At 62.8% G+C, this 18,773-nt stretch carries 20 protein-coding genes; 18 read left to right on the top strand and 2 right to left on the bottom strand.

Annotation, left to right across the window (positions count from 1 at the left end; translation table 11 throughout):
- Window positions 1-68 precede the first annotated feature (68 nt).
- From TK90_RS13725 to TK90_RS13640, 18 genes are all read left to right on the top strand, one after another.
- Window positions 69-476 (top strand): hypothetical protein, encoded by a 408-nt coding sequence (locus TK90_RS13725; RefSeq protein WP_244406404.1) that lies wholly within the window; start codon window positions 69-71, stop codon window positions 474-476.
- Window positions 477-594: 118 nt separating this feature from the next.
- The gene (locus TK90_RS13720) at window positions 595-894 is read left to right on the top strand and encodes a hypothetical protein (RefSeq protein ID WP_013006583.1); all 300 of its coding nucleotides are present in this window, start codon (window positions 595-597) and stop codon (window positions 892-894) included.
- 180 nt (window positions 895-1,074) lie between these two features.
- Window positions 1,075-1,338 (top strand): hypothetical protein, encoded by a 264-nt coding sequence (locus TK90_RS13715; RefSeq protein WP_013006582.1) that lies wholly within the window; start codon window positions 1,075-1,077, stop codon window positions 1,336-1,338.
- Between the two features lie 137 nt (window positions 1,339-1,475).
- Window positions 1,476-6,605 (top strand): DEAD/DEAH box helicase family protein, encoded by a 5,130-nt coding sequence (locus TK90_RS15465; protein WP_018940617.1) that lies wholly within the window; start codon window positions 1,476-1,478, stop codon window positions 6,603-6,605.
- A 113-nt stretch (window positions 6,606-6,718) separates the two neighbouring features.
- Window positions 6,719-7,111, top strand: a complete 393-nt coding sequence (locus tag TK90_RS13705) for a hypothetical protein (protein WP_013006580.1) — start codon at window positions 6,719-6,721, stop codon at window positions 7,109-7,111.
- Between the two features lie 238 nt (window positions 7,112-7,349).
- Window positions 7,350-8,504, top strand: a complete 1,155-nt coding sequence (locus TK90_RS13700) for a WD40 repeat domain-containing protein (protein WP_013006579.1) — start codon at window positions 7,350-7,352, stop codon at window positions 8,502-8,504.
- Between the two features lie 168 nt (window positions 8,505-8,672).
- Window positions 8,673-9,005, top strand: coding sequence for a hypothetical protein (locus TK90_RS13695; RefSeq protein WP_013006578.1), 333 nt, complete (start codon window positions 8,673-8,675; stop codon window positions 9,003-9,005).
- A gap of 4 nt (window positions 9,006-9,009) precedes the next feature.
- Window positions 9,010-9,711 carry a hypothetical protein gene (locus tag TK90_RS13690; protein WP_013006577.1) on the top strand — a complete coding sequence of 234 codons (702 nt, stop codon included), beginning with the start codon at window positions 9,010-9,012 and terminating at the stop codon, window positions 9,709-9,711.
- A gap of 36 nt (window positions 9,712-9,747) precedes the next feature.
- Complete coding sequence (locus TK90_RS13685) at window positions 9,748-10,458, top strand: hypothetical protein (RefSeq protein WP_013006576.1); 711 nt, start codon at window positions 9,748-9,750, stop codon at window positions 10,456-10,458.
- Between the two features lie 88 nt (window positions 10,459-10,546).
- Window positions 10,547-11,647, top strand: coding sequence for a phosphoadenosine phosphosulfate reductase family protein (locus tag TK90_RS13680; protein WP_026288201.1), 1,101 nt, complete (start codon window positions 10,547-10,549; stop codon window positions 11,645-11,647).
- 123 nt (window positions 11,648-11,770) lie between these two features.
- On the top strand, window positions 11,771-12,133 hold the full coding sequence (locus TK90_RS13675; RefSeq protein WP_013006574.1) for a hypothetical protein: 363 nt from the start codon (window positions 11,771-11,773) through the stop codon (window positions 12,131-12,133).
- Between the two features lie 108 nt (window positions 12,134-12,241).
- Window positions 12,242-12,784 (top strand): hypothetical protein, encoded by a 543-nt coding sequence (locus TK90_RS13670; protein WP_013006573.1) that lies wholly within the window; start codon window positions 12,242-12,244, stop codon window positions 12,782-12,784.
- 4 nt (window positions 12,785-12,788) lie between these two features.
- Window positions 12,789-13,016: a hypothetical protein gene (locus TK90_RS13665; RefSeq protein ID WP_018940619.1), complete on the top strand. Its 228-nt coding sequence runs from the start codon at window positions 12,789-12,791 to the stop codon at window positions 13,014-13,016.
- A gap of 104 nt (window positions 13,017-13,120) precedes the next feature.
- Window positions 13,121-13,921, top strand: a complete 801-nt coding sequence (locus TK90_RS13660) for a hypothetical protein (RefSeq protein WP_013006571.1) — start codon at window positions 13,121-13,123, stop codon at window positions 13,919-13,921.
- 544 nt (window positions 13,922-14,465) lie between these two features.
- Window positions 14,466-15,368, top strand: a complete 903-nt coding sequence (locus TK90_RS13650) for a hypothetical protein (RefSeq protein ID WP_013006569.1) — start codon at window positions 14,466-14,468, stop codon at window positions 15,366-15,368.
- Between the two features lie 79 nt (window positions 15,369-15,447).
- A complete protein-coding gene (gene dut / locus TK90_RS13645) occupies window positions 15,448-15,900 on the top strand; it encodes a dUTP diphosphatase (RefSeq protein WP_013006568.1) in 453 nt (150 codons plus the stop codon).
- Window positions 15,901-15,920: 20 nt separating this feature from the next.
- Complete coding sequence (locus tag TK90_RS15190; protein WP_018940621.1) at window positions 15,921-16,184, top strand: hypothetical protein; 264 nt, start codon at window positions 15,921-15,923, stop codon at window positions 16,182-16,184.
- Window positions 16,185-16,367: 183 nt separating this feature from the next.
- A complete protein-coding gene (locus TK90_RS13640) occupies window positions 16,368-17,006 on the top strand; it encodes a hypothetical protein (protein ID WP_013006567.1) in 639 nt (212 codons plus the stop codon).
- A 551-nt stretch (window positions 17,007-17,557) separates the two neighbouring features.
- Here the strand turns inward: TK90_RS13640 and TK90_RS13635 are convergent.
- Together TK90_RS13635 and TK90_RS13630 are read right to left on the bottom strand one after the other, a co-directional pair.
- Complete coding sequence (locus tag TK90_RS13635) at window positions 17,558-18,274, bottom strand: RES family NAD+ phosphorylase (protein WP_013006566.1); 717 nt, start codon at window positions 18,272-18,274, stop codon at window positions 17,558-17,560.
- Window positions 18,274-18,663 (bottom strand): MbcA/ParS/Xre antitoxin family protein, encoded by a 390-nt coding sequence (locus tag TK90_RS13630; protein ID WP_013006565.1) that lies wholly within the window; start codon window positions 18,661-18,663, stop codon window positions 18,274-18,276. Before TK90_RS13630 ends, TK90_RS13635 begins: the two co-directional genes overlap by 1 nt.
- Window positions 18,664-18,773: the final 110 nt, after the last annotated feature.

The following is an 18,773-nucleotide window of genomic DNA, read 5'->3' as shown; positions in this document are numbered from 1 at the left end:
TCAAAGAACCCATAGACTGCAAGGCGGCCCTTTTGAACCATCTCACCCAGTACCAGATCCCGGTTCCGGTGGAACGCTTGACGCGCGAAAGCCTGGTGGATTTGCTGACGCGCACCGAGAAGCGGATCAACACGGATGCCGTGATGGCGATTGAGCGCCTTTTCCACCTCATCCCGGAAGGCGAACTCCCCGGGTACGGTCTTTTTCTGGGTCCGCTGGTGGGTTCACTCGTGGATTTCGACTGGATCGCCCCCGGTGCAAGGGTTCTGATTCCACGGGGCGCGTCGATTCGGTCTACCAACGGGCGGCCTTCAAAGGCGCGGCGCAACCACATTGTCACGGTCCATCGCGCCTATGCGGGCTTCATCCATGAGCCCGACATTCGGCCGGCGCATATCGTCTGGGCCGGGGGTGGTGGGTATTGGCGTGAGGCGGATCTGGACGACATTTTTGCGTTGGGTGGCGGGCCGGAGTGAATCGCCCAGCGCATGATTCCCCGGCAACTCGCGCTAACCGATAGCGAAAACTCGACAGGCCTCGTGTCCTCGTTACTCTCCACTTCGAGGGCCTTTCTTAATCGGTAGGAGTGTTGCGATGTACGACTGGAAACCATTTGGGAGCGATCCGCTTTGCGGGGTCTATTGGGTCTGCGGCACGTATCCGGAGGCTGATGGTGATGTGGATCGTTACGGACAGCCGATTGAGTGGCTAACGGGCGAGTCCAAGCCTTACGTGGCGCTGGTGGAGATCGATTTCGATCCGGCCCCGGGTGGCTGCTTTGATGTGGCCCCGGTCAATGAGTATGCCTGTGGGCGTTGGGACGAGTCCTATGGGATTACCCACTACATGGCGTTCGAACCCCCGGCGGCGCACGGCATCAATAGCGAGGCTTGATCCTCGAATAGTCGCCTGCCCCTCGGGCGTCATCGCATGACGCCCGGACTTCAAATCCACCCGGCAAGAAATCGACAGGGCGGGCTTTTTCGTTAGTCTGGCCTTGTTGAATCACAGCGAACCGCCCGCGCATTTCCGGGCGGCGGATACCCGGCCCGAAGCCGGTTTGGAGGTTGAATCATGCCGAGCATTCCCGGTGAGTACAGTTCTGCCGAGGCGAAAAAGATCGTCGCTTCGGTGCTTTTCGATCATGGACTGGCGTATGACCGCCTTCGCGCTCGGACCGTGAGCTTCGAGGGGTTGGGGTATGGCCGTGCAGTGTTCGTGAAACCGGTTGGCCTTCGTCTACCCAATCCGGCACTCAAGGCCGCCAAGAATGATCTCCCCAAGGGGGTATGCCTGGATACCCCGCAGATCGTTCCGCCCTCGGGCGTCATCGACTGACGCCCCGCCGCAAAACCCGCCCTTCAAGAAATCGACAGGGCGGGTTTTTCCCGTAGATTGGTCCGTGTTCAAGCAGCGATCCACCCGCGCTTTTCCGGGTGGCGGATGCCCGGCCCGCAGCCGGTTTGGAGAACGCCATGCAAGGCAAGATTCAGGAAAATCTCGATGCCCTCGAACTGCTCGCGGACCTGCAAGCGGCCCCGCGGGATCTGACCGACGCCGAGCGCGGCACGCTCAAGGCCTACCACGGCTGGGGTGCGTTGGCGGCGGTGTTCGACGACGAGAAGGGCGAGCATGCCGACACCCGGCAAAAACTGCTGGGGCTGGTCACGCCCGACGAGTACGCTTCCATGCGTGCTTCGGTGCTGGATGCCTACTTCACCCCCGAATCGCTGGTCCGGCTCATGTGGTCCGGTCTCGCCCGCCTGGGCTTTGCCGGCGGGCGTGTCCTCGAGCCCACGGTGGGGTCGGGTGCGTTCATCGAGCACGTACCGGATGCCCTGCGCGATCACATCACGGTCACCGGTATCGAGATTGATGCGGTCTCCGCGCGCCTGGCGAAGGCGCTGTATCCGGGGCATTACATCGTGGAGAAGCCGTTCGAGGCCGTGTCCCTTCAGGACGAGGCGTTTGATGCCGCCATCGGCAATCCGCCCTACGACGCGCGCACGGTGTTCGACCGCACGGCGAAAAAGCTCAAGGGTTCCATCCACACCTTCACCATGGCGAAGGCCATGAAAAAGGTCCGGGCCGGCGGCGTCGGGGCGTTCGTGGTGTCCCGCTACGCCCTGGATGGCTTCGATGATGCGCGCGATTGGCTGCTGGACCACACCCGCCTGCTGGCCGCCTACCGCCTGCCGGTGGAGGTCTTCAAGGACGCCGGGGCCGAGGTGATCACCGATGTGGTGTTCCTCCAGCGCGTGGACGAGGCCAACGGCATTCACGCCAACATGGATGATTGGCTGCATCGTGAAGACTTCATGGCCGATGGCGAGCGCGTGTCCATCAACCGGCACTTCGACACCTTCCCGGATCATATTCTGGGGGCGGCCAGCATCGAGCGGGATCGCTTCTACAAGCCAGCCCTGAATGTGACCGATACCGCGCCCGGTTGGGCGGATGCGCTGGATGTCGCGATGGCGCGGGATCTGGGGCCGGTCGTGACCGATGCCCTGGTGCTCGACGCGCATGATCCGGCCATCGAGCCGGAGTCGAAGTGGTACGCCCAGGTGTTCGGTTTTGCCCTGGATCGCAATACCGGCGAGGCCGTGCAGCGCCTTCCGGATCATGGCGATACCGAACGCTGGTGCTGGGCCCCGCGCCTGAAGGGCGCCAAGCTCGATCGCCTGAAAGGCATGCTCGATCTGCGCGACCGGCTCCGTGACCTGCTGGATGCCGAGGGGCGCGATGCGCCGGTGTCGGAACTGAACGATCAGCGGGCCGGGCTGCGCGATGCCTACCGGGCCTTCTCCCAGCGCTACAAGGCGATCCACGACCGCACCAATGCCGGTGTCATGGGCGAGGATCCGGATTACGCGCTGCTGCAAGGGCTGGAGCTGGATTACGACCCCGGCATGACCCCGGCGGCGGCCGCCAAGGCGGATGATGAGCCGCGCGAGCCCTCCTGGTCGGAATCGGATGTACTGCACCGGCGCACGGTGTTTCCGGAACCGGCGAACGCGCGCCCGAAGACCCCCGAGGCGGCCTTGCTGGACTCCCTGAAGGCGACCGGCGGGGTGGACATGGAGCGCATGATTCGCCGCAGCGGACTCGACAGCAAGACGCTGGTGGACGCGCTCACCGGGCAGATCTTCCCGACCCATCCGCTGGTCGGCCTCTGGGTTTCGCGCAAGCAATACCTTTCCGGGAACGTGCGCGAAAAGCTGGAGACCGCGCGCCAGTATGCCGAGCAGCATCCGCAATTCCAGGCGAACGTGGATGCGCTGGAGTCCGTGCTGCCGGAACCGGTGGCCGCGGCCGATATCGTGGTGCCGGTGGGCGCGGCCTGGCTGCCGGGCGATGTGCTGGCGGATTTCGCGCGCTCCCTGGTGGAGGTCGAGTACCGCAGCCTGCCCGAATACGTGGCCGGTCTGTGGCATTTCGCGGATCCCTCCCGGATCAACCGGGCGAAGAACCAGAAGGAGTGGGGCGCGTCGGACGACTGGCCCTTTACCCGCATCTTCGAGCGCATCTGCAACAACCGTTCCCTGACCGTGTACACCACACTGATCGACGGGTCGCGGGTGCAGGACATGGATGCGACCCGCCAGGTCGAGGAACGGGCGCGCGCGATCCGGGAGGCCTGGGAGGACTGGTTGATGGCGGATGCCGACCGCCGGGAACGCCTGGAAGGGATCTACAACGAGCGCTTCAACTGCTACGTTACCCCGCAGTATGACGGCGGTTTTCTGCTGAACGAGGACGGCACGCTGCCGGGGTCCTCCGGGGCGTTCGTTTACGACCGCCACCAGATCGACGCGGCCTGGCGAATCGCGCAGGACGGCACCGCCCTGATCGATCATGTGGTGGGGGCGGGCAAGACCCTGACCGCCATTACCGGGGCCATGCTGGCGAAGCGCATGGGGCGCGTGAACAAGCCGTGTTTCGTGGTGCCATCGCACCTGGTTGGGCAGTGGGCCGACGAGTTCCGCAAGGCGTTCCCGGATGCCCGCGTGCTCGCGGCCTCCGAGGATGAGTTCGCCGGGTCCAAGCGCTCCCGGCTGTTTGCCCGGATCGCAATGAACGAATGGGATGCCGTGATTGTTCCGCACTCGTCGTTCCAGTTTATCGACATGCCCCCGCATACCAAATCGACGATCCTGGACGAGATTCAGGAAAGCCTCGAGGACGGCATCCGGAAGGCGAAAGAATCCAACGACTGCCGGCAGACCGTGCGTTCGATGGAGCGCGCGAAAAAGCGCATCGAGAACAAGATCGAAAAGCTGGTCGAGCGTCGCCCGAAGGATCGCACGGTGACCCTGGATGACATGGGCATCGATTCGGTCCTGGTGGATGAGTACCACAAGGCCTTCAAGAACCTGTTCTACATGACCGAGCATCATGGCGTGGGCGGCCTCGGAAAGCCGGATGGCTCCATGGCGGCGTTCGATCTGCTGCTGAAGGCGCGCTGGATTCAGGAAAAGCCGGGCCCGGGCGGTCTCGTACTGCTGACCGGGACCCCGATCTCGAACTCTGTGGCCGAGATGTGCACGGTCCTGCGCTTCCTGGCGCTGGATGTGTTGCAGGAAATGGGCATCGAGCATTTCGACGCCTGGGCCTCGCTGTTCGCCACCCCGACCGCTTCCTACGAGCTGACGTCCACCGGTGGTTATCAGCTCAAGACCCGGTTCCGTGCGTTCAACAATCTGCCGGAGTTGATGCGGCTGTATTCCCAGTTTGCGGATGTGGTGCACAAGCCGGACCTTCAGGCGATCTATGCCGAAAAGGGGCTGGAATGGCCGACCCCGCCGCAGCGCGAGGGTGGTCCGATCATGGTGCACGCCGAGCGCAGCCCGACCCAGGCGGCGTTGATGGCGGAGATTGTGAAGCGTGCGGATACCATGTCCTCCGTCGATCCGAAAGTGGATAACGCGCTGAAGATCTTCAGCGATGCGGGCAAGATCGCGCTGGATGCCCGGATGTTCACCCCCGACGCGCCCGACTTTGCCGGGTCGAAGGTCAACGAGTGCTGCCGCAACGTCTGCCGGGAATACCTGCGCTGGAACGCGTACCGGGGCACCCAGTTGATCTTTGCCGACTCGGGGACCCCGAAGGGTTCGGGGGATGAAGGCCACGACCTTTACAACGACCTCAAGGCCAAGCTGATTGACCTCGGGATGCCCGCGCGGGAGATCGCCTTCATCCATGATGCGCCGACGCCGCGCAAAAAGAAGGAGCTGTTTCGCAAGGTTCGCCGCGGCGATGTCCGTGTGCTGATCGGGTCCACGTTCCGCATGGGCGAGGGCATGAACGTACAAGAACGCCTGGTCGCCAAGCATGACCTGGATGCGCCGTTCCGGCCCTCCGACGTGGAGCAGCGTGACGGCCGCATTGATCGGCGCGGGAACCACCTGCTGGAGACCGTACCCGGCTTCGAGGTGGCGCTGTACCGCTATGGCACGATGCTGACTCTGGACGCGATGCGTTGGGCGATCCTCGAGCAGAAGGCGCACTTCATCAACCAGATCCGCAAGGGTACGGTCAACGACCGCACGGTGACGGATGCCGATTCCGATGCGGTGGAGAGCGGTTTTGCGGCGATGAAGGCCGAGTTGTCGGGTAACCCCCGCGTCCTGGAGCATTTCGAGCTTCAGGAGGAATACAAGCGCATGGAAAGCCTGCTGCGCGGCGACCGCCGGGCGCGGTTCGAGGCCGAGGGCGTACTGTCGCGCAAGGATGCCCGCGAACGGGATATCCAGCGCTGGGCGGCCGACTGCGATGCGGACCTGGCGGATCTTTCCGGGTATGCGGAGCTGACGCTGTCGGTTCGGGGGGAATCCCAGTCCGTGCAGGATCGTGAGGCCTTCGCGGATCTGTTGACGCGGGCGATCAACCAGGCGATGAAGGCCCCCAAGCATGCGCTCCGCAAGGGGGCGGCTGTCGGGGCGCTCAATGGACTGGAACTCAAGCTGACGATGGGGAGCGGCGTTCGCACCCGTCTGGATCTCGTCGGGCGTTTTCTCGGGGCGGAGACCACCTACGGCCAAGGCGAGAAAATCAACATCAATGGCCTGAGCCGTCGTCTGTCCGGGATGGTCGAAAAACTCCAGGACGAGGGCCGCGGGCGGATCGACCGGATGTGGTCGCAGTTCCATCAGGACATCGAGGGCGCGCAGCAGGTATTGGACCGGGAGCCGCCGGTCACCCGCGAGGCGCTTTCGGATCTGGGGGCTCGGATTCTGGAGATCGAACAAGAGCTGGCCGAGAAGAAGACCGAGGACGAGACGTCCGAAGACGCAGCGGAGGTCGAGGCCCCGCCGGAGCCGACCTTTTCCGAATGGCTGGCCGAGCACGGGCCGATCATTACCCCGGCGGCCCTGGCCGAAAGCGGGGGCGCCGGGTCGGTACCGGAGACCCCCGAGGTCGAGGCGGAGGATATGCCCCCGGTCGAGGATGAACCGGCCATGGCGTTTGCGCTGGCGGAGGATGACGCCCCGCTGCCGGAGGCGGCCGACGCTGAAGGGGCGGTGGACCCGGTGACCGGCTTTGCCCGCCCGATGACCGGGGAAACCTTGGATCTGTTTTCGGATCTGGAACACGCTGCGTAAGAGGCGCACCCGGAGGGCGGTATTCGTTCTCCGGGCGGCGCCGGTCGCGCCTGCCAACAGACAAGGTCGGGCGACTTGCTATCGTTTCCCTGTCCAACCGCCAAGGAGGCCCGATGTACGTTTGCAGCACCGACCAATACCCCGACCATCCACCCGCACCGTTTCGCCTCTCGTACACGCCTGCGTTCGACCTGATCCCGGCGGGGTCGGTCTGGCTGTTCCGCCCGGCCGAGGGCGAGGGCGGTGAGGCTTCCATCCAGTTCGAAGATTTCGGCGATGACGTAGTGAACGCCCTCTCCGAGTCCGATTACATCTATCTGGTGCGGCTGTTCTCGGATCTGTGCGTGTCGATCGATTTCTCCCAGGGGGTTTTTGCCTGGCCGGGTTCGGAATCCAATGCGATCGCCCGGCAGGCGAGGATGTTCTTCACCGACGCGGGTTTCTGCCGGGACACGCTGGTGCCATGTTGCGGGAGAACCGGGTGGAGCGGGGCGCGGTTGGGTTGACCCTGGAGGAGGTCCCCGAGGCTTCGTGTGCTGACTGGGCTTGACGGTGAAAAACGGTATTTGACGGAACCCCCCCCTGCTGCCGGATCATACGAACAGGACTGTCAGTGGATTGATGGCCTGTTGCGTGCGCACGGAGGCGACCCGAGCCCCTTCACCAAGGGGGGGCGGAACACAACACCCCGAAGTGCCCGGCAATCGGCCTTTCTGATCCCCACGCACGGAAAGGATTGCCGCCATGAACACCCTACCGCTCGCCCTCACCACCGCCCTCGGTCTGATGAACCGGCCCGGTTCGACAACTACCGCCGCCTTGGACAAGGAGCGTCCTATGAAGCTCGATTACCGAATCCCCCTGAAAGCCCTGGCAGTCGCCAGCCTGGCGCTGTCCCTGGGCGGGGCCGCCTTCGCCGAAAGTGCCAACTACCGCGTCATCCTTCCCGACACCGCGAGTTTCGTGGCGACCGGTGGGGGTGATGGGGGTGATCTCTGCGATGGGGATGAAATAGCAGAAGTCGACATCATCAAGAAGAGTAGCGGAAATTTGGTCAGGTCCATCATCATGGGGGTGGATGGCAACATCTTCCACACCCATGGATCAGATCTCGTCAAACGCTCGGGCGACGACTACAGCATCCTTTGGGAATACACCGATCACTCCGGGATCATTGAGGACCTCGCTCTCGGGCCTGATGGGCATATCGTTTTGGCTGGTGGCGCCGGAGAGAACGTTCGAAAAATTAACAGCGGGAGCGGGGGTGAAATCTGGGAGCATACCCACCCCCAGAACCGGGTTCTTTCCGTTGCTGTATCCCCTGATGGGGCTGTTTATGCGGGGGGACGGGATAACCGGCTCTACAAGGCGAGCGCCACAGGGGATCATGAGTGGATCGCATATACGCATGACGGAAATGTCGTCGCGGCTGTCACGGATCAGACGGGCAATGTCTATTCCGCTTCGCTTTCATCCAGCGGACTTATCGCCAAACACAACCTGGACGGAAGCCTCGTATGGGAGAATTCCGACTCTCACTGGAGAGGAATCTCGGTCTTGCACATGGATCCGTCTTCCGGCGATCTGGTTTCAGGCGGTCACGACGGCAGCCGCCTGATCAAGAGTAAACCAAGCACAGGCGGAAAAGAGTGGCAATACAATGGTCACTCCGATTCCATTCGAGCGATCGGAACCGATAGTGCCGGGAATATCTACTCCGGAAGTTACGACAATACGATCCGAAAGATTTCACCTTCGGGTGATGAGATATGGGTTCATAATGTCGACGAAAACGTTGAGGTCATTATGGTCCATCCCACGGGAACCCTCTACGTCGCATTCGGGGATCGATCGATTCGCAAGTTCGCTCAGTCCAGCGACACCTGCACCTCGGACTGACGCGCGTTCGGAATGAACTGGGGCAACTTCTACCCCTACCCCACCCGTGTCGCCTCGGCGGCGCGGGTTTTTCTTTTGGGGCTGACGAAAGAAATCGACAGATCCGGCGGGTTCGATACGCTGGCATCTCAATCAACGGAACCGGCCCGGAGCCGGATGTAGAACATCATGCAAGTTCACAACGAATACGTCCGCCAGCTCGAACGCCTTTGGGATCTTGTCTCGGATGCCATTGAGGCGGGCCAGATTGCCGCCCCCGAAGACCCGGATGACCGTAACGATCACGCCGCTCTGGTGGCACAGATCGAACGCTGTCAGGCTGCGAAGGCGGGGCTTGAGCATCCCACCCTCTACGTTGTCGCTAGCGGAAACCCGTTTGATGGCCTGACCTTCGTTGGGCCGTTCGACGATCCCAATGCCGCTGAGGACTACGCGGGCGAATCGAACCTTTCTCGGGATACCTGGCAGGTCGTTTCCTTGACGGCCCCGGGCCAGGGGTAACCGCATGGGACACTGGGAGCGAGAAGTCGGCGAGATCCAGATCCCGTCGAAGGAATGGCCCGCGCTGAAGCGAGCGGTGGTCGAGGCCCACACCCTGTTCCGCGAGCGCGTGCTAACCGAGGCCAAGAAGCTCCACGAGCGCCTGAAGAGCGAGCGGCCGGGCGATCGGGGTTCGTACCCCGATTATCACGGCCGCGCACTGGAGCTGGCGGGGCGCAACCCCTCGAACGTTGAGCGCGCCGTGGCCGAGGCCGCGGTGAGCGTTCTTGGTTGGTATGAGAACGAGCGGGGCGGGTGTGATTTCTCGCGGATGCCCCGCGTACCCACGCGCAAGCGACTGGACGCGGCCGCGTTGACGCGTGTGGTCCGGATCAATGATGCGCAGATTGCGATCGATCTCGCCTTCGAGTCCACGATTCGGCTGGATACCCCGAAACGGACGGTCTTCTGGAACGTGGAGGAAGGCCGGCACGTCATCGAGGCGGCGCGTTCGCACCCGGTCGCGGTGGCACTGTTCGATGCGCTGGAGCGTGTGCGCTGGACGCGGGAGAGCGGCGGGGTGTTCTACGGCAACAACGAGCTGAGCAGCGAAGCCGGAGGCGGGGACTATCTAACGCAGGGGTTCGGCCCAGAGGGCGAGCGTGAAGGAGCGCCGATGCGTCGTGGGGCCGGTCGGAAAACTCGACACGCCTTCGCGTTTCGATAGCCTGGTCGAGAACTCAACAATCCAAGGACGAGAACCATGAGCACATTCGAGTACCGGGAAGAAAGCGGCCACTCCGAGACCATCCCCAACGTGCAGACGATGGTCGAGGCCCGTGAGGTCGCGGAGGAATGGCTGAAGGACGGCGACTGGGGCGTTGAGCGCAAGACGCTGTATGCCGAGGCCACGGTGTTCGAGAAGGAAGAGGACGAGGATGGTGAGGAAACCATCCTCGATCAGGCGACGGTGCATGCCCGAATCGACCCCGACGAGCCGGATTGCCGGGAGGGTGAGCACGACTGGTGCAGCCCCTACGAGCTACTGGGTGGTCTCAAGGAGAACCCAGGTGTGCAGGGGCACGGAGGCGGCATCATCAGCACCGAGGTTTGCGCTCACTGCGGGATGTACCGGGTCACCAACACCTGGGATCAGTCGCAGGGTCCGGAGCCGGTGGATACCGTCGAATATCGGGATGCGGATGACGCCTCGCTGGAGTGGGCCGCCGAGCGGGCCATCCGCAATGCGTCCGACCTGGATGTGCTGGTGGAGGCGCTGGCTGAGCGTTACGACGACACTTCCGAGCGGTTTCAAGAGCGCGGCCTTGTGGATCTGCCGAACTTTGGCGGGGACGAGACGGAGGACACCCGAGGGATCTGGAGCTGGGACGAAACCCGCCTACTGATTGGCGAGGGTGATCCCGACGAGTGGCAGGTCGTGACGCGTGAGGACTGGGAGCGCGGCGAGATCTGACTGCCCAGAGGGTTTCGTTGTAACGGTGAACCGCTCGCGCCACCCCCGAGCGGCGGATACCGGCCCGGAGCCGGTGGAATCGCAGATGATGTCACACGCGTTTGATGACCAGATGATCCTTCCCGGCCTGGGTGACTCCCTGGGCCTGAACCTCCGGGAGCCGCCGCGCTCCACCCACGAACACGGCGTCTTCTTCTCCGCCCCAAGCATCGATCTCGATGGCTACGACCGGATCGTGGTCTGTTTTTCGGGCGGAAAAGATTCCATCGCCAGCCTGCTGCACCTGCTGGACGAAGGCGTCGATCCCGCGGCGATCGAGCTGTGGCATCACGATGTCGATGGCCGGGAGGGCAGTACCCTGATGGACTGGCCGTTCATGGCCGACTACAACCGTAAGCTGGCCCAGTCCTTCGATCTCCCGCTGTACTTCTCCTGGCTCGAAGGGGGCTTCGAGGGGGAGATGTGCAAGGAGAATGCGCATGGTCGGCCGCACAAGGTCGAGACCCCCGAGGGCCTGATTACACTGGAGCGCGACACCCGCCGCTCCAAGCCGGGCACGCGGCTGAAATTCCCCCAGGTGTCCGCCAGCCTGCAAACGCGCTGGTGCAGTTCCGCTCTCAAGATCGACGTGGGCCGCCGCGCCCTGAACAACCAGTCGCGTTTCGACGGGAAGCGGGTGCTGTTCGTGACCGGGGAGCGCCGCGAGGAAAGCTCCAACCGGGCGAAGTACAACCAGATGGAGCCGCATGCCTGTGACCGCCGAGCGGGGCGCAAGGCTCGCCATGTGGATGCGTGGCGGCCGGTGCTGCACTGGCCCGAGGAACAGGTGTGGGATGCCCTGGAGCGTTATGGCGTCACCGCCCCGGTTCCCTATCGACTGGGGTGGGGCCGGTCTTCGTGCATGAAGTGCATCTTCAACGACCCGACGATCTGGGCCACGCTGCGCCACCATTTCCCCGGCAGTCTCGACGCCATCGCGGCGTACGAGCAGCGTTTCGGCACCACGATCCATCGCAAGAAGATTCCGATCAAGGACCTGTCCCGCCAGGCCGAGCCGATGGAGATCCAGGATGCCGAGGCGCTGGAGCAGGCCATGCGGACGGAGTACACCCTCCCGGTTCGTTCGAAACCCGGTGCGTGGGGCCTGCCGAAAGGGGCGTATTCGCGGTCGGGGTGCGGGCCGAGCTGAGGGGCGGACCTCGAAGAATTCGACAGGCTGAGCTTTTTCGATAGCCTGGGAACGAATCAAGACGATCCGCCCGCGTCACTTCGGGCGGCGGATACCGGCCCGCAGCCGGTGGAGAAATAATCCATGACCGATAACGATACCCCGAATACCACCCGTCCGGCGGCCTCCGCGGTCGGACGGATGGTTCAGATCCGCGTGGACTGGTTCGATTCCGAATGGCATCCCCAGTTTGCCGAATGGGTGAAGCACGGGGCCAGCGGTTCTTTGGCGACGTGGCTACGTCCAGACGCGAGCTTGATCGGCGAGGAGTACCCCGATGTCTTTGTTGGCGTTGATCCCAGCTTTTCCGGCGAGGGGACCGACTCCGACATGCCCGACCCCTATTGGGACGAGGTCGTGAAGGCCGCCCAGCAGGCCGGTGGGGGTGCCAATGGTCTGCATGTAGTGGTCTGGATCACCCCGGACCCTGATCTTTTGTATTTCTGAAAAATCGACAGATGTGCCAGTTTCGTTACTCTGGAAGCGAATCAAGACGAACCGCCCGCGTCACCTCGGGCGGCGGATACCGGCCCGGAGTCGGTGGAGAAGTAACCCATGACCGATATTTCGAACAGCCTGAACCCCGAGCCGATGAAGATCACTGTCCCGGTAGATGACCTGGGGCATGTACTTCAGCTTGCCGAGTGCGGCTCGGATGACCGCGCCGAGTACCTGTTTGGCCCCCATGCCGAGGAAGACCTTGGCGATGATCTAAGCGAAGAACGCGCCGCATTGGAGGTCCAGCAGCGCGCGATGGCGGCACTCAATGAAGCGATTGCGACGATCCGTGATCGAGCGGGCACCGAACGCTCTTGCCAGGGCAGCGGTCTGCCTCTGCCCGAGGAGCAGGAGTACACCGTTACGTTGCAACTGCCCGACTATCTGCCGGGTGCGGGTGGTGGCGATACGCTGCTCTGGTTTGGGTGTGCGTCGGGGCGCAACTGGGCGGAGGCGGCTGCCCGCGTTCAGAACGAAGCCTGTGAAAAGCTGGGCGGCATCGATCATGCGGATGACCTCAAGATCCTGTCGGCCTTCCCGGGCCGCCACGAAGACGTCATCGAGCAAAACACCTCCAAAGCGGGTTCGAGCCATGAGTGAGTGTTTGAAAATCTGGGTGCGCGAGAACGACCTGACGGGCACGTTCATCGATAACGGTGACGGCCAGGTTCTCCCCGCACGCGGTGGGTTCACGCCGCGCATGGACCGGGATCTGGCCGAGGAAGCCGCCGAGTACCTCGGGATGGATCTTGAGGACATTCGGACGATGGCGCGAGACGATCTGGTGGATCTCCTGAAAGATCGTCTCTGGCCGCCGTTTCGGGGCGAATAGAACTCGACAGCCCCGCGTTTTTCGATAGCCTGGAAACGAATCAAGACGAACCGCCCGCGTCACCTCGGGCGGCGGATACCGGCCCGGGGCCGGTGGAGTCCACCATGTTTTATTGCGACGAATGCGGCGGGCATTACACCATCGACGAGAGTGGGGTTTCCATGCACGTCGGCACGGATGGGGCCGTTGATCACGAAGCCGATGCGGATCACGTTGCCACCGGAGAAACCTCGGTTGGCGGAGCCGATCGTCCTTCTACCGAAGGTCACAAGCTCACCCTGGCGCTGGCCCTCACCGTTGAGTACGACCTGAATGGCGAAGACCCCCAGTTCGCCAAGGATCGCCTTGAGGATATGGTTCGTTCGGCAGTTGGAAATGGCCTCTTGACGGGCGACTCGCCGATGGAGGTGGATGAGTGGCGGGTTCGTATTCGAGAGGTTGAAGCGATTTCGGATGCGGATTCCGGCAGTACCGGTGGCGACGATCGTGAGGCACCGACCGGCCTGGACTCGGCCGATGGCGAGACGGGGGCGAACACTCGCTATGAGATCAGTTTTCTCCGTGACTCGGAAGGCGGTGCCTTGATCCTTCACCTTGTAGCCACCGAGCCGGGGCTGCACGAAGATGACCTTTTCAGGCGACTCTACAAGGCGGTGAGCCGCTGGTTGGTTGACACCGAGAGAGGCCGCGACCTTCTCGAACAATCCGGTTTCCATTTGAACATCCTTGATCTCGCGTTCGACGAGGCCATTAAGGATGGTGCCCTCGATCCTTTTCTCAAACAGCAAGGGATCGTTTCCGGTCGATTGGAAGATGTCTTTTCCGACTACTCCAAAACAGAACGCGCCCAGGCCCTGAGCAATCTCGACCGCTTCGGCGGCATTCTGGAGTGGGAGAATTCGTAGTGCGTCCCGTCGTTTAGGCGCGGCCTTCGACTGGAACTCGACAAGCCGGGTGTTTCTGACATCCTGGCCCCTGCAACACGACGAACCGCCCGCGTCACCTCGGGCGGCGGACAACCGGCCCGAAAAGCCGGTGGAGAATCGACATGCCCTATATGCGCGTTGAGCCGATCCAGGAGCCCAGTGACTACACCGTGGTCCTGAGCTTTCCGAAGTCTTTTCGTGACGCACACGACGACGTTCCCTGCTGGGTTGGGTTTGCGTCGGGCACGAGTGCCCTGGAGGCCGCAGGCCGGGTGCAAAAGGCCGCTGCGGCAGCTTACCCCGATGTTAGCGGCCCCAACTCGTTCCCGGTGATGTTGATCTTCAAGGGGCGACATTACGACCAACTCCCCTGCAATCCGGTTGCGTGCCAGGATGGGCCGAGTGGGGCGGGTTTCGCACCCTGCTGAATCCTCCCGAGAAATCGACAAGGCGGGGTGTTCTGGCATCCTTGGTTCATCCGTCTCATAAAAACTGTAGAATGATCGATAACCAAGGAGGGTTTATGTCAGCGATGGATTCGCGGCCCGACACCGGGCATTTCTTCATCCTCGGGGCACCCGACCCCGAAATGGTCCGTATCGAACGTGTTCTGGCGATCGGTTCCCGTCTGGGGCTGGTCGCCGGGTATGGCCGTGCGTTGTGCCAGGGCGATCCGGTGCATCCGAAAACCGCGTACAGCGCCACGGACGTTGCCGGGGGCGTGCCACCGGGTGCCCCGATGGTGCTGGTGGAGTGCGGGTTCGACTCCGAGCCCCCCGGCGCGTTTACGCACCGCATCGACCATCATTCCCCCGGCGATCCTGGCTTTGACCGGGGGCCGGTGGAGTTCTGGCACGGCTCATCCATCGGTCAGGTCGTGGAGTACCTCTACCGCATGAACGATCCCGAGTCCGAAGTGAACAAGGACTTGGCGGAGGCCCTATTGCCGTTCGCGGAGGATCTGTTCTATGCGGCGGCGGCGGATCACTGCCTGCGGGATGCCTACCTCGGCGCGTGCCCCGGTATCGACCCGGTTCGCCTGGAACATTGGCGAGCCGAAACGCGGGCGTTCCACCAGAACGTACCGGCGCAGCAGATTCTTTCCTCGTTCTCCCAGGCGCGCGCCGCCGTTCGTTCGGCCCAGCAAGACCCGGCTCGCTGCCTGCGCCTGGCGGGCAAGCCGATGGTTCGCGTTGAGGGTTCGGTTTCGGACCTGCCGGACGCCGCCTGCCAGTTGGGCGTCCCCGTGGAATACGCCCACGAGCATCACCGGGACACGGGCCGCCGCAAGGTTGGGATCCTTGGGGCCGACCCCGACATGATCGACGCCTGGATGGCCGAGCGAGCGCCCGAACTGGGTCTCGAGGATATCTATGGGTCGCCGGTGCGGGGATATGCCGGCGGGTATCGCGCCCTGGATGCCTGAGCGGATTACCCCCGCTTCATGCGAGCGGGGGCGTACATGGATGCACGCCGGGTTCCCCCGAACAGCAGAAGGAGCAAACGTGAACATTGATCTGAAAATCCTGGACCCGCGCATCGGGTCCGAATTCCCCCTCCCCGAACCGGCCACGGACGGGTCGGCAGGTGTCGACCTGCGTGCGATGGACAAGGGCACGGTTCACCTGATGCCCGACCAATGCCGACTGATCCCGACCGGGGTCTCGATCCATGTCGAGGATCCGGGCTATGCCGGGATGATCCTCCCTCGGTCCGGCCTGGGCCACAAGCACGGGATTGTGCTGGGCAATCTGGTCGGGCTGATCGACAGCGATTACCAGGGGCCGCTCATGGTGTCCTGCTGGAACCGGGGGTCTGAGGTTTTCACGATCGAGCCCGGCGAACGCATTGCCCAACTGGTAATCGTACCCATCGTGCAGCCGCAGTTCCGCGTGGTCGAGGCATTCGATTCCAGCGAGCGAGGGTCCGGTGGCTTCGGGTCTTCCGGGCGCTCCTAATTCAAGAGAAGGGACCTCAAATGTCATACGCACCGCTTGTTTACCGGCTGTTAATTGCTCTCGGCCTTTTGGCGTTTTCAGCGGCGATCTGGCTTTGGATGCTGGGCTATCTTCCCCCAATCATTCCAGAAGTCCCGAGGGTTCTGCCGCTGATATGTGGTCCGATCCTGGGAATTCTAGGGCTCCCGGCAGCTATCATCATCATTGCAGGATTGGTTGGTGTTGGTCTTATTTTGATCTTTTCGATCCTCCCAGATGGCGATCTCTCAGATGGCGATCTCTGATGAGAGGTCCAGCGCTGAGGTATCCCGGTCCTCTGCTTTGAGGCTCCCGAGCACGCTCCTTTTTGGCGGACTCGACTCTCCAGCACAGCCTGGATCCGATTTTCTTTCGATGCCGCGAATAAATCGACAGACCGCCAGCCTTCGGTAGCCTGATCTCGAACTCAATAACAGGACCGTTCGATTATGACCGATCTCAACCCGAATACGCCGCCCTGGACGCCCACCGCCGGCCGCCCGCCGATGATTTCGGCACAAGGGGGCCGCATCACTCTGCGGCAGGTCGATTTCAAGAGCATTGCGTGGTGCATGGATGCCTGCCAGGGCCTCGGGGGGCCGGTGGATTCAGGTGCGCTCAAGGCCGTCACGGAGGCACTGGAAGATGCTCGGCGCGAGCTGGAGTCCATCAACCAGGTGCGCAATGGCTCGTTCTACCGAAACCCCCGGATGGACGCCGCGATCGCCATGGTGCGGGGCGACGACCCGGCGCGGGGCGGCGTGGAGCCCGAGCCGGACTGGGTGGCGGAATACGAGGCGCTGCTGCATCAGTGTCGTTCGGCGCTGGATGTGGTGCTGGAGCGTGAGCCCGATCTGGCTGCCGTCACGTTTGGCGACAGTCAGGACACGGTGGGGAACCTGCGTGCTTCCCTGGGAGACTTCTCGGCTCAGGGTTCAACGCCTTTCCGCGCCATTCCGGAGCTTCCGGATTCGGTGACCGAGGCCGACTACGGCTGGCTTCAGATCGCGCGCGGCGAGGTCGCCTTGGAGGATCGTGGCTGGGTCCTGCGGGCGATCGCGCGGGATGTGCTGGAGGGCAAGGCATGAGTCTCGAGTCGATGACGCACATTCTGTTGTTGGCGTGTCCCTGTCGATTTCGAACACAGAGGGTCTAGCCCTGTATCGGACTGCCGATCATGGCGCGTCGTGTGTTGAGAGGCCGGGATCCCACGGAGTCTTGTTGCACCGTTTCCACGATTTCAGGTGGCTCTCCGCCGCAGACATCAGCGAGTGGCTGACGTACTTCTATCGCGTGCAAAACGGTCGAAACCTTAGGATGCGCTCTATTTGTTAGAGTCACCCCTATAAAATTCACGCCCCTTCGGGATGCGTGGTTGGAACAGCGGGCGGTTCGCGCGCTCTCGAATGCGGACGAGCAGGCTGGAAAGCACGATCCTGTGTGGTCGTGGTTGGAACGACGCGATCGCGCTGATGCACGTGGGAATCCAGGCGGCGTGGAAAGCACGCCCTCCGGGCCGTGGCCGGACGGTAGCCAGGACAAGGCTAATCGATGCGCTTAGGCCAAGGTGGAACGCACGACCCTTCGGGGTGCGTGGTTGAAATTAGCTGAAAGAGGAGCGACTGAACTCGTCCCGAGTCTAGTGGCGTCCTAGCGGATCGCGCAGCACCATCCACTCGGCCTCCTCGCCGCGTCGAACCCGAACGCACTCTCCATCCCAGTCGTAACTCAATCCGAATCGGAAGCTCGGTTTGGAGAGAACATCGGGGGTCAGTACCGCCGCGATGTCACCGTCGCACCGGGCCGAGCGCGAGAGCAGTCCGGGCGGCCCCTGCGCATGTAGCCGGTGGCCGATCTGCTGGGTGAACTGGTAGTCATCCGGGTGTACCAGTTCGGGGTGCTTGCCCACCAGGGGACGCAGGTCGATCAGCAGGGCGCGGCAGTGAACCTCGTAGACCTTGCGCTCGATGGTCGCGGGCGGACGGTCATAACCCTCGGCGTCGGCCAGGAAGCGCATCCAGTGATAGACCGTTTCGTAGACCGTCGTGGATGCATTCGGCGCTCCGTACCAGACACCGAAGGCGCCATCCGAGTAGCGCGTGCGGGCCCAATGGTGGAACGGGTAGTCGATACTCGCGAACCACTCCGACTCCTCGAATGGCCGGTGGATGATAGCCGGCCGGTCGGAGTAGAACGGGGGCTTGATCGCCATCTCGTGTGCGATCGCCGCTTCCTGGTCCGCCGGGTCGCCGGAGAGATCGTCAAACAGATCCTCGGAGACCTCCAGCGACACGATGTTGCGCATGAGCGCCTGGTCCCAATCGACCAGGCATGCGCCCTCCAGGATGGAGTTCATCAGTGCCCGCGCGCTCGATCCAGGTAGGCCCTCACCATCAACAGTCCCTGGAACCCGTACTGCGAAACGACTTCAGCCGGCGTCAGGTTGTTGAAGGCGCGGTTGCGGGTCCGCATCCACTGGTAGGCCCGCTCCCGGTCGTGTGGGAACATCAGGCGCAGGTTCTTGTGGATGGCCAGGATGTGACCGGCCCGCTCCATCATGTCGCGGTTCTGGTTCAGGGGTTCGCCATTGCGATAGCGCGAGAGCGACCCGCGGCTGCCTTCGGACAGCCCCAGCATGGCCAGAGACTCTTCGTTCTCAAGGTCCCAGTTCTTGAACGCCTGCGTGACCATCTTAGCCAGGGCCTTGCGGTCTTCCTGCGGACGTTCGTAGCTGCGTGCGTGCATCGCTTTATCCCTCCAGTTGCTACCCATAGTGTAGCGTTCTGCGTTACATCTAACAACCACTGCGTTACAGATGAAACCCGCAAGGGTCAGTTGGCTTTGATAGTGCTGAA

Origin of the sequence: Thioalkalivibrio sp. K90mix (assembly GCF_000025545.1) — a bacterium.
Classification (GTDB): domain Bacteria; phylum Pseudomonadota; class Gammaproteobacteria; order Ectothiorhodospirales; family Ectothiorhodospiraceae; genus Thioalkalivibrio.
The sequence above is the reverse complement of the archived record's forward strand: the minus strand, read 5'-3'. Positions and strand labels throughout refer to the sequence as shown.